The 11056-nt window shown below is 73.0% G+C and carries 9 protein-coding genes; 5 read left to right on the forward strand and 4 right to left on the reverse strand.

Going from position 1 to position 11056, the window contains the following annotated elements:
• Positions 1-303: 303 nt before the first annotated feature.
• Together A6A08_RS14970 and A6A08_RS14975 are read left to right on the forward strand one after the other, a co-directional pair.
• On the forward strand, positions 304-1593 hold the full coding sequence (locus tag A6A08_RS14970) for an isochorismate synthase MenF (protein WP_073703539.1): 1290 nt from the start codon (positions 304-306) through the stop codon (positions 1591-1593).
• A 46-nt stretch (positions 1594-1639) separates the two neighbouring features.
• Positions 1640-2089, forward strand: coding sequence for a GNAT family N-acetyltransferase (locus A6A08_RS14975; RefSeq protein WP_073703211.1), 450 nt, complete (start codon positions 1640-1642; stop codon positions 2087-2089).
• A gap of 74 nt (positions 2090-2163) precedes the next feature.
• On the opposite strand, the gene A6A08_RS14980 is transcribed toward A6A08_RS14975, so the two are convergent.
• The 4 genes from A6A08_RS14980 to A6A08_RS14995 all read right to left on the reverse strand — a co-directional run bounded on the left by A6A08_RS14980 (position 2164) and on the right by A6A08_RS14995 (position 7568).
• The gene (locus A6A08_RS14980; RefSeq protein WP_073703212.1) at positions 2164-4188 is read right to left on the reverse strand and encodes a PhoX family phosphatase; all 2025 of its coding nucleotides are present in this window, start codon (positions 4186-4188) and stop codon (positions 2164-2166) included.
• 349 nt (positions 4189-4537) lie between these two features.
• The gene (locus tag A6A08_RS14985) at positions 4538-5395 is read right to left on the reverse strand and encodes an ABC transporter ATP-binding protein (RefSeq protein WP_073703213.1); all 858 of its coding nucleotides are present in this window, start codon (positions 5393-5395) and stop codon (positions 4538-4540) included.
• Positions 5392-6498: an iron chelate uptake ABC transporter family permease subunit gene (locus A6A08_RS14990; RefSeq protein ID WP_073703214.1), complete on the reverse strand. Its 1107-nt coding sequence runs from the start codon at positions 6496-6498 to the stop codon at positions 5392-5394. Before A6A08_RS14990 ends, A6A08_RS14985 begins: the two co-directional genes overlap by 4 nt.
• Positions 6495-7568, reverse strand: a complete 1074-nt coding sequence (locus A6A08_RS14995; protein WP_083609127.1) for an iron ABC transporter permease — start codon at positions 7566-7568, stop codon at positions 6495-6497. The genes A6A08_RS14990 and A6A08_RS14995 overlap by 4 nt, the downstream gene beginning before the upstream one ends.
• Before the next feature lie 185 nt (positions 7569-7753).
• On the opposite strand from A6A08_RS14995, the gene A6A08_RS15000 reads away from it, so the two are divergent.
• The 3 genes from A6A08_RS15000 to A6A08_RS15010 all read left to right on the forward strand — a co-directional run bounded on the left by A6A08_RS15000 (position 7754) and on the right by A6A08_RS15010 (position 11038).
• On the forward strand, positions 7754-8773 hold the full coding sequence (locus tag A6A08_RS15000; protein WP_073703215.1) for an iron-siderophore ABC transporter substrate-binding protein: 1020 nt from the start codon (positions 7754-7756) through the stop codon (positions 8771-8773).
• Between the two features lie 234 nt (positions 8774-9007).
• On the forward strand, positions 9008-10273 hold the full coding sequence (locus A6A08_RS15005) for an alanine racemase (RefSeq protein ID WP_073703216.1): 1266 nt from the start codon (positions 9008-9010) through the stop codon (positions 10271-10273).
• Between the two features lie 153 nt (positions 10274-10426).
• Positions 10427-11038 (forward strand): GNAT family N-acetyltransferase, encoded by a 612-nt coding sequence (locus A6A08_RS15010; RefSeq protein WP_242422632.1) that lies wholly within the window; start codon positions 10427-10429, stop codon positions 11036-11038.
• The last annotated feature ends 18 nt before the right edge of the window (positions 11039-11056 follow it).

Raw genomic sequence — 11056 nt, forward strand, 5'->3', positions numbered from 1 at the left:
GGGTCGTCGCGCACCGCCGTCACCATGGCGCCGCGCCGCGAACCAGATTAGGCCAGGACGTCAATTTTCGGACACGGTTCAGCCAATCCGTGGACAACCCCGCACGTCCCGGCCCCTGTGATCGTCCCCACCGTCCGACGGCGCGCCGGCGCGAGGGGCCGCGAGACCTCGCCTCTCCCCCGAAAACGGCAGAGAATCCGTTTCGTGCACAACTCCGGCACGGGGCCACAGTGCGCGGCGCACCACCTCCCCCTCGGCAGAACCGGACACACCGTCACAGACAAGGTTCTAGACTCGATGACCGTGAACGCCGCCCTGAGCCCGCCCCACCTGTTCGTCCGCACCGTAGCCCTGCCCGAGGACACCTCCAGCCTGGTGCGGTACCTACCCGCCGACTCGCCCCTGGCCTGGCTGACCGGCGGCGAGGGGATCGTGGGCTGGGGACGGGCCGCACGGCTGGAACTGGACGGCGACCCCGGCGCGGCCGACCCCACCGACACCACCCGCTTCACCGAGGCGGCCCGCTGGGTGGACGGCCTCACGGAGCGGTCCGAGGTCCGGGACGAGGTGGACCGGCCGGGCACAGGCCTGGTCGCCTTCGGCACGTTCTCCTTCTCCCCCGCCTCCGGGGGCTCGTCCCTGGTGGTGCCCCGCGTACTCCTCGGACGGCGCGACGGTCGCACCTGGCTGACCACCGTCACCGACCGGCCGGGGGACCACGCGCCCGAGCCGCCGCGCCCCGCCCCCGCTCCGCGGCCGGTGGGCCCGGTCTCCTGGAGCCGGGGGTCGCTGACCGACGAGCGGTGGACGGCCGCCGTGGCCGACACCGTCGAGCGCATCCGCGCCGGAGAGCTCGACAAGGCCGTGCTGGCGCGCGACGCCTTCGCCGACGCCGACTCCCCCATCGACGTGCGCACCCTGCTGGAGCGGCTGCGCCTGCGCTTTCCCAGCTGCTTCACCTTCTCCGTGGACGGCATGGTCGGAGCCACTCCCGAGCTGCTGATGCGCCGCGAGGGCGACCGGCTCACCTCCCTGGTCCTGGCCGGGACCCGCCCCCGGGGCGGGGACGCCGACAGCGACCGGGCCCTGGCCGAGGAACTGCTGGCCTCGGCCAAGGACGTGGACGAGCACCGCATGGCCGTGGACTCCCTGCGCGCCTCGCTGGGACCGCTCACCGAGGAGCTGGACGTGCCCGAGCGGCCCCGCCTGCTCGCCCTCGCCAACGTGCAGCACCTGGCCACCCCCGCGCACGCACGCCTGTCCCCCGGGGTGTCGGCGCTGGACGCGGTCGCCGCCCTGCACCCCACCGCCGCCGTGGGCGGCACCCCCACCGCCGCGGCCATGCGGCTGATCGACGAGGTCGAGGGCATGGACCGGGGCGGCTACGCCGGTCCGGTGGGATGGCTGGACGGGGCGGGCAACTCCGAATGGGGCATCGCCCTGCGCTGCGCCCGCGTGGACGGCGCGCGCGCCCGGCTCTTCGCCGGGGGCGGCATCGTCTCCCGGTCGGACCCGCGCTCGGAACTGGCCGAGACCGAGTCCAAGTTCCGGGTGATGCGCGAGGCCCTCACCGACCACGAACCCCGGCCCTGAGCACGGTTTCACGTTCCCGAAACACGGCACCGCTAGCTTTGCGCGCATGCGCATCGACATGGTCCCCTGGGACGATCCCGACGCCGGCGCACTGCGGGCCGGGCAGCGGGCGGAGATCGCCCAACGCTACGGCACCCCCGACTCCGAGCCCGGTGTGGCGCCCTCGGCCGACGACATCGCGGTGTTCGTGGTGGCCCGCGACGGCCAGGGCACGGCCGTGGGCTGCGGCGGCCTGCGCGACCTCGGCGACGGGGCGGGCGAGGTCAAGCGGATGTACGTACTGCCCGAGCGGCGGGGTTCGGGCGCGGCCCCGCTGGTCCTGGCGGCTCTGGAGGAGTGGGCCCGCGAGCGCGGCTGGAGGTGCCTGCGCCTGGAGACGGGCGACCGCCAGCCCGACGCCGTGCGCTTCTACACCCGCGCGGGCTACACGCCCATCCCGGGGTTCGGCGCCTACGCCGGATCACCGTCCTCGCTCTGCTTCGAGAAGGGCCTCTGAGCCGGAGCAAGGAGAACCGGCCCCGGCAGCCCCCACGATGGAAGCCGGGGCCGGTGGTCTACCGGGCCGGACCGCTACCTGCCCACCTGGCGTCCCGCCTTGTGCCAGATGCACACCACGGACGGGCGGGGCATGTCGCCGTCGGGCCAGGTGCTGGTGGGCGCCTCGAAGGTACCGTTGTCCCCCGGGTGCTGCGGGGCCAGGAACACCGTCCTGCTGTCCTTCGTGATGAAGGGGCCGCACGCCTCGGCACTGACCGGAACGGTCGCGAAGGTCTTGAGCTCACCCCGGAAGCGGCCCTCGACCGGCATGACGTGCAGGCCGTCGTTGATCCCCAGGGAGCCGGGCTGGCCGTCGGTGGAGATCCACAGGTTGCCGTCCTTGTCGAAGGTCAGGTTGTCCGGGGACGAGATCGGCATGACCTTGGACTTGTCGAAGCCCGCGTAGTAGGTGTCGTCGTCCTCGGGGTTCCCGCACACCAGCGGCACGTTCCAGGAGAACGCGGTGGCCGCGGCGTCGTCGCCCTCCTCGACGATCTCCAGGATGTGGCCGTACCGGTTGGGGCCGCGCGGGTTGGGCTCGTCGGCCTGGCCGGGCTCACGCGCGGAGTTGTTGGTCAGCGCGCAGTAGACCTTGCCGGTGACCGGGCTGCACTCGAAGTCCTCGGGCCGGTCCATCTTGGTGGCGCCCGCGGTGTCGGCGGCCAGACGGGTGTGGACGAGGACCTCGGCGACGCTGAAGCCGTCGACGAAGCTCTCGGTGTCGGTGCACAGCGCGATCCACTCACCGGAGCCGTCGAACTCGCCGTCGGCGGGCAGGGAGCCGGAGCCGTCGATCTCCCCGGCGGGGCTGTTGCCGCTCAGGCGCGCCACGTACAGGGTGCCCGAGTCCAGCAGGGTGAGGTTGTGGCGCCGGGAGCCCTCGACGTACTTCTTGGCGCTGACGAACTTGTACATGTAGTCGAAGCGCTCGTCGTCGCCCATGTAGACCACGACCCGGCCGTCCTCGGCCAGGCGGCTGTTGGCGCCCTCGTGCTTGAAGCGGCCGAGCATGGTGTGCTTGCGCGGCTCGGACCCGGGGTCGAGCGGGTCGATCTCCACGATGTAGCCGAAGCGGTTGGCCTCGTTGGGGTGCTTGGCCAGGTCGAAGCGCTCCTCGAAGCGCTCCCAGCGGCGCCCGGAGGGTCCGGTGCCGAGGCCGTAGCGGCGGGTCTCGGCGGTCCCGGGACCGTTGGCGAAGTACTGGTGGAAGTTCTCCTCGGCGGTGAGGAAGGTCCCCCAGGGGGTCATCCCGCCCGCGCAGTTGTTGAGCATGCCCCGGACCAGCGTTCCGGTGGGGTCCTCCGCGGTCCTGAGCAGCTCGTGCCCGGCGGCGGGGCCGGTCAGGCGCATGGGGGTGTCGGTGGTGATCCGGCGGTTGAAGGAGCGCTCGCCCCCGGACAGCACCCACTTGCCGGTGCCGCCCTCGCGCTCCAGCTCGACGAGGGAGCCGCCGTGGGCGGCCATGGTGATGCGGACCTGCTCCTCGGTGGCCGAGGCCCCGTCGGTGTAGTCGGGGAACATGATGTGTTCGTTGGTGTACTCGTGGTTGACCCACATCAGCGCGTGGTCGTCGTCTAGCTGGTGGAAGCCGACGTAGTCGCAGTTGTAGCCGAACTGCTGGGCCTGGGCCTCGGCGCTCTGGCCGTGCACGTCGAACTCGGGGGCACCGGGGAGGACGGGGTCGCCCCAGCGGATGACGACGTGCTGTTCGTAGCCCTTGGGGATGGTGACCTTGTCGTCGGTGTTGGGCTGCACGCTCTTGAAGGTGGGCCGCGGCGAGGGGTGGGGGCGGCCCGGGCCGCGCGGGTCAGCGGCGACGGAGCCGGACACGGCCAGCCCGAATGCTCCGGCCCCGGCGGTAACCGCTCCGGCGCGCAGCGCGGTGCGGCGGGAGAGCGCCTTGGCGAAGATGTCGCCGAAGTAGGAGTTGTCACTGGTGTTGGGTGCGGGGTGGAAACAGGCGTCGCCACAGCGCAGTCGACACGTTGCGCGGGAACGGCCGCCCCCGACCTGACCGATCAACGGCAGTGGGCGGCGGCGGGGCGCGGATTCGGGCACACCTTCTCCTTGGGGATCGTGCTGGTCCGCGTGCTCCGGCCGGTGCGGGTCGAACCGGGACGCGCGGCTTCTCCAGGTCCGGCGGGTTCGCCGCCGGTCGCTCTCGACCTTGGCCGAGGTTCCGCACGCACGGGTGAAACCGAGGTGAACGCCCCTACAACTCCGGCACATTCCCTGGTGTGTCACTCTCCAGGGTTGTATGAACACACACTGTCGGTCCTGGTGGTGATCATGACCTGTGCGGACCCGCCCGATCCACATGACACGCCCGGAAAGATCCCCGAATGTACTTCATGCCCCGCGTTTCGGCGTCCCCGGGCCGGCTTCCGTCCCCGGGGACGCCCCGCTCCTACCGCTTCGGGGACTCCTGGCCGCTGCGGCCGACCGGGACCACCATCGGTCCCCCGGTGACCGGGTCCTCCACCACGACCGCATCCAGGTCGAAGGCCTCGCGCAGCAACTCCGGGGTGAGCACGTCGGCCGGGGTCCCGCTGGCCACCACCCGCCCCTCGCGCATGGTGATGACGGTGTCGGCGTAGCGGGCGGCGAGGTTGAGGTCGTGCAGCACCATGACGATGGTGCGCCCGCCGTTCCGGTGCAGGTCGCGCACCAGGTCCAGGACGTCGACCTGGTGGACCAGGTCCAGGAAGGTGGTGGGCTCGTCCAGTAGCAACAGGTCGGTCCCCTGGGCCAGGACCATGGATATCCACGCCCGCTGGCGCTGGCCGCCCGACAGCTCCTGCAGGGGGCTGTCGGCCAGCTCCAGCAGCCCGGTCTGCTCCAGTGCCTCGGAGACCGCGCGGTGGTCCTCGCCCGACCACTGCCGGTACCAGCGCTGGGAGGGGTGGCGCCCCCGGGCCACCAGGTCGGCCACGGTCAGCCCGTCCGGCGCCACCGGCTGCTGGGGCAGCACGCCCAGCACCTCGGCGACCTCGCGGGTGGGCACGCGGTGGATGTCGCGGCCGTCGAGCTCGACCAGGCCCGCCCTTGGCTTCATGAGCCGTCCCAGGGCGCGCAGCATGGTGGACTTACCGCACCCGTTGGGGCCGATGACGCAGGTGATGGTGCCCTCGACGATGTCGGCGTCCAGGTTCTGCACGACGGTGTGGTCGTCGTAGGCCAGGGTGAGGCCGCGCGCGCTCAGCCGGACCGGGGCGGTGGCGACGGGTTCGGGAGCGACCCGCGCACGGGTCTCTTGTGTGGTCACGCGTGAACCTTCCGATTGCCGCGGACGAGCAGGTGGATCAGGTAGAGGGCGCCCAGGCAGCCGGTGACGATGCCGACCGGGAGCTGGATGCTGAGCAGGTTGCGGGCGATCAGGTCGGCGGCGCAGGTCAGGACGGCGCCGACGAGGGCGGAGAGCAGGACGGGCGGCCGGGGCGTGCGGGCCAGGCGCAGCGCGATCTGCGGGCAGGCCAGCGACACGAACAGGATCGGTCCGGCGGCGGAGGTGCCGAAGGCGGCCAGGAGCACGGCCAGGACCAGCATGGCGGTGCGGGCGTGCTCCAGGCGCACGCCCAGGCCGCGGACCACGTCGTCGCTGTAGGCGAGCACGTCCAGGGTGCGCGCGGCGACCAGGGCCAGGGGCAGCAGCAGGACCAGCGCCACCGCGACGGGCAGCGCGTCCTGCCAGGTGCGCATGGACAGGCTGCCCGCGATCCAGACCATGGCACGGCCGGTGTCGCTGACGTCCCCCAGGGTGAGCATCCACAGGGTGAGGTTCATCAGGACGGTGGACACGCCCACGCCCACCAGCAGCAGGCGGAACCCGTCGATACCGCCGCGCCAGGCGAGCCCGTAGCACAGGGCTCCGGCGGCCAGGCCGCCGAGCAGGGCCAGGGCGGGCACGCCAATGGAGGCCATGGGTCCGCTGATGACGCCGTAGCTGCCGCCGAAGGCCATCACCGCGACCACGCCCGCGCTGGCGCCGTGGGTGACGCCCAGCAGGTCGGGGCTGGCCAGGGGGTTGCGCATGATGGTCTGAGTGATGGCGCCCGCGGCGGCCAGGGCTGCCCCGGCGAGCATGCCCACCACCACGCGCGGCATGCGCACACGCCAGATGGTGAAGTAGTCGTCGTACGTGGTCCCGATGACGTTGGCCCACACCCGGTCGGGCGGGACGAACGTCGAGCCGATGGAGAGGTTGAGCGCCACCAGCACGAACAGGGCCAGGGCGGTCAGCAGGCCGACGGCGACCAGGCGGGGGCGCAGGGGGAGCGAGACGGGGCCCAGGCGGACGGCCCGGCCCCGGCGGGACAGGCGGTCGCCGGCCCGCTGTCGGGCGTCGTCGGGGGCGAGGGTGGAGGTCATAGTGCGAGCAGCCTCCGGCGGCGGACGATGTAGATGAAGAAGGGCGCGCCGAGCATGGCCAGGACCACGCCGACCTGGAGTTCGCCGGGCGGCGCGAGGAAGCGGCCCAGGACGTCGGCGGTCAGGAGCAGGGCCGCGCCCATCAGCGCCGAGTAGGGCAGCAGCCAGCGGTAGTCGGCGCCGACGACGCCGCGGGCCAGGTGCGGCACGATGAGCCCGACGAAGGCGATGGGCCCGCAGGCGGCGACGGTCACGCCGGTGAGCAGGGTGATGGCGAGCAGGCCGGTGGCGCGGGCGCGGCCGATCCGGAAGCCCAGCGCGCGTGCGGTGTCCTCGCCCAGGGCCAGCGCGTTGAGGGCTCGGGTGTTGGCCAGGGCCAGGACCGTGCCCAGGGCGACCACGGGCAGCATGGGGCCGAGGATCGCGGGGTCGCGGCCCACCAGGGAGCCCACCCGCCAGAACCGGAAGTCCTCCATCGTGGACTGGTCGAGCAGGACCAGGCCGGAGGTCACGGAGTAGGCCAGCCAGCTCACGGCGGTCCCGGCCAGGGCCAGGGTGACGGGTGTGGGGCCGCGTCCGGGGACCGAGCCGATGGCGTAGACCAGGACCACGGCCACGGCGGCGCCCGCGAAGGCGAACCCGGCCTGGGTGTACAGGGTGGTGACGCCGAAGAACAGGATGCCCAGCACCACGGCCAGGGCGGCGCCGAAGGTGACGCCGAGGATGCTGGGATCGCCCAGGGGGTTGCGGGTGTGGCCCTGCATGAGGGCGCCGCCCAGGCCGAGGCTGATCCCGGCGAGCAGTCCGAGCGCGGTGCGCGGCAGCCGGATCTCGTTGACGATGATGTCGGCCTCGCTGCCCGCGGTGGAGGTCAGCGCCAGCCACACGGTGCCGGGGCTGAGGCCCCGGGCTCCGATGAGCACGCTGGCCAGGACGGCCAGGCACAGCAGTAGGAGCATCAGTCCCAGGCCCGAGATCCGGCGTGTCCGGCGGGCCGCCACCGCGCCGCCCGCGATGGTCGCCGGCGCCGACGCCGTGGGGGTTCGCGGCGGTCCGGTGGTCTCCCTCACCCGGTCTCCCAATCATGACGAAAGGCCAGGCCAACCTAACTTAGGTTTGCCTAGCCACACTTGGATACTCTAAGTTTGCCACGTCTGGGACGAAGACGACACATCCGCTGAGGATGTGTGTCTTTTTCGTGTCGACAGAGCAGTGTCTCGTTTTCCCCTGATCCCCTGAACCACCGGGAGCCCACATGACCACCCTCGCCCACCTGCGCCGCGCGGGCCTGCCCCTGGCCGTCGCGGCATCCCTGACCCTGGTGACCGCCTGCGGCGCGAGCGGCCCGGAGGAGGACGCCTCGGCCGGTTCCGGGGAGGAGAGCGCCGAGGGCTTCCCGATCACCGTCGAGCACGCCATGGGCGAGACCGAGATCCCCGCCGCGCCCGAGCGGGTGCTGCCGCTGGACTCCACCTACGTGGACGCCGCCCTCGCCCTGGGCGGGAACGTGGTGGGCTTCACACAGATCGCCGAGGGCCAGGACACCCTGCCCGGGTACCTGCTCGAAAGCGACTGGAACGTGGGCAGCGCCGAGGAGGCCGAGTCGGTGGGCCTGCTGTGGGAGATCGACCCGGAGCTGGTCGCCCAGAGCCAGCCGGACCTGATCCTGTCCGCCGAGGTCCGCCACGGCGACGGCTACGACCAGCTCACCGAGGTCGCCCCCACGGTGATGTCGGAGACCACCGGCGCCACGTGGAAGGAGAACCTGCGCCTGACCGGCGAGGCGATGGGCATGGCCGAGGAGGCCGACCGCCTCGTGACCGAGTACGAGGAGCGGGCCGCCGCCATCGGCGAGGAGATCGCCGCGTCCGCGGACGGGGACCTGCCCACCGTGTCGGTGGTGCGCTTCGCCGGTGACGCCGACGGCGTGCGCCTGTACAGCCGCAACTCCTACATCGGCGTGGTCCTGGACGACCTGGGCCTGCCCCCCAGCGAGAACACCGCCACCGACACCGAGGAGATCGTGACCTACCACAGCCCCGAGCGGCTGATGGACCTGGAGGCCGACCACATCCTGGTGTCCACCTACGACGACGGCGTCGGCGAGGTGGAGAAGGACAAGGAGCGCTACACCTCCAACCCGCTGTGGGACGAGCTGGAGGGCACCAAGACCGAGGTGAGCGACGAGTACTGGATCTCCGGCGTGGGCCTGATCGCCGCGCACGCCGTGCTGGACGACGTCGCCGAGATCTTCGAGGTCGACCCGCAGCGCTAGCCCCACTCTCCTCGGGGCTCCGCTTCGCCCCGTGTGCGGGCGCCCGCAAGGCGGGGACCTTCGGATCCTCCCGAACCCCGCCGGCGCCCGGACCACACCCCCACGGGCTGAGCCGTACTCCCGCCACCGGGCGGTCCGCGACGGGGCCCTTCCGACCGGGTCCCGTCCCGGCCGCCTGCCGTGTGCCGCGCACACGGCGTGTCCGAACCACCACGCGCACCGGAGGGATCCTCCATGGAACCGCCCCGCTCCTTCGAGCACACCCCCGCCCTGGCCTCCGAACGGATCCCCGAGCGCGTGCGCCGGGCGGCCCTGGACCTGGCCGCCGACACCGGCTCGGGATACGTCTACGACCCCGCGCTGGCCGCCGACCGGGCCCGCACGCTGCGCAAGGCGCTGCCCCCGTGGGCCCGGGTCTACTTCGCGGTCAAGGCCAACGGCTTCGAGCCGGTGCTCGCCCACCTGGCCGAGGTGGTGGACGGGTTCGAGGCGGCCTCCCTGCGCGAGGCGCGCACCGCCCTGGCCGCGCTGCGCGCCCGACGCGGGGCGGCCGGCGGGCGGATCGGGGTGAGCGGCCCCGGCAAGACCCCCGAACTGCTGTCGGGCCTGGCCCGCCTGCGCGCCGAACGGGGCGCGGACGTGGTGGTCAACGCCGAGAGCGAGCTGGAGCTGCACCGCGTCTCGGCCGCGGCCTGTGAGGCGGGCACGGTGCTGCCGGTGGCCCTGCGTGTCAACCCCGAGCACGTACCGGTCAGCGGGGCACTGGTGATGGGCGGTACCCCGGGGCCGTTCGGCGTCCCCGAGCCCCTGGCCGCCGACGCCGTGCGCACGGCCCTGTCCCTGCCCGGGGTGGACCTCGTGGGCTTCCACGTGCACGCGGTCAGCGGCAACACCGACGCCGCCGCGCACGCCGCCTACGTGCGCTGGTGCCTGGAGTGGGCGCGGCGGACGGCGGACGCTCACGGGGTGGACCTGCGCCTGGTGGACGTGGGCGGCGGCCTGGGCGTGCCCTTCGAGGAGGGCGAGGGCGCCTTCGATCTGGAGGGGTTCGGCGCCGCCCTGGCGCGGCTGCCCGACCCGGGGGTGGAGGTGGTGCTGGAGCCGGGACGCTGGATCGCGGCCCCCACCGGCTGGTACGCGGCGCGGGTGACGGACGTGAAGTCGGCCTACGGCGGCTGCTTCGCGGTGGTACGGGGCGGGATCAACCACTTCCAGCTGCCCACGTCGTGGGAGATCCGCCACAACTTCGCGGTACTGGAGGGCGGCCCGTGGCCTGCCGGGGTGCCCCGGCCCCGGGCGCTCGGGGAGTCGGTGACGGTGTGCGGGGAGCTGTGCACCCCCGAGGACGTGCTGGCCAGGGACGTGCGGGTGGAGTCCCTGCACGCCGGTGACGTGCTGGTCTTCCCCAACGCCGGCGCCTACGGGCACGAGTTCGCGATGCCCGCGTTCCTGGCGCACCCGGCGGCACCCCGCCTGACCGTGGACAGCCGCCTGCCCTGACCGCCCTTGTGTCCTGGGTCACTCCGGGGCCCGCACGCCTTGACATGATTAGGTAAGCCTGCCCTAATTTATGACGGCTCCCGGTGTGCGGCCCCCGCGCGCACCCGGAGCCCGCCCGGAAGTGCCCCGTACCCCCCGACGAAGGAGCCCCTCGTGCCCGTTCCGCCCGCCACCGCCGCCATCGCGACCGCGTCGGCCGAACCGGCCGGGCCCGCCACCGCCTGGAGGGTCGACAACCTCACCGGCGCCGACGTGCTGGCCGACCTCACCCCCTGGGTCGACGCCTACGAGACGGTCTACGCCGACGTCCTGCACCTGCCCGACCACAGCACCCCGCCCTTCGGCGAGCGCCTGGCCTTCAGCGCGAACCGACCGGGCTTTCGCCTCACCGCCTGCCGCGTGGACGGTGAGCTCGCCGCGTTCGCCTACGGCTACGCCCTGCAGCCGACCACCGGCTGGTGGAACGGGTTCGTCCCGCGGCCGGGCGTGGACGCCGGGGACGTCGCCGCCGAGCGCCCGGGCCGGACCTTCGCCATGTGCGAGGCCCTCGTCCACACCCCCTTCCGCGGCACCGGCATCGTGGAGCACGCGATGCCCTTCCTCCTCAGCGGACGCCGGGAGGAGCGCGCGGCCGGCCTGGTGGCCGAGACCAACACCCACGCCCTGGACATCTTCCTGCGCAACGGCTGGCGGCACGTGGGCGACCTCGCACCGCACCCGGGCTGGCGCAGGCACCACTGCCTGCTCATGCCGCTGAACGGCTGACCGGCCCCGGCCCGGCGG

Source organism: Nocardiopsis sp. TSRI0078, assembly GCF_001905145.1.
Classification (GTDB): Bacteria; Actinomycetota; Actinomycetes; order Streptosporangiales; family Streptosporangiaceae; genus Nocardiopsis.

Coding starts and splice junctions, on each gene's coding strand:
- A6A08_RS14975 (WP_073703211.1), top strand. CDS start 1,640: ATGCGCATCGACATGGTCCCCTGGGACGATCCCGACGCCGGCGCACTG.
- A6A08_RS14990 (WP_073703214.1), bottom strand. CDS start 6,498: ATGACCTCCACCCTCGCCCCCGACGACGCCCGACAGCGGGCCGGCGAC.
- A6A08_RS15000 (WP_073703215.1), top strand. CDS start 7,754: ATGACCACCCTCGCCCACCTGCGCCGCGCGGGCCTGCCCCTGGCCGTC.
- A6A08_RS15005 (WP_073703216.1), top strand. CDS start 9,008: ATGGAACCGCCCCGCTCCTTCGAGCACACCCCCGCCCTGGCCTCCGAA.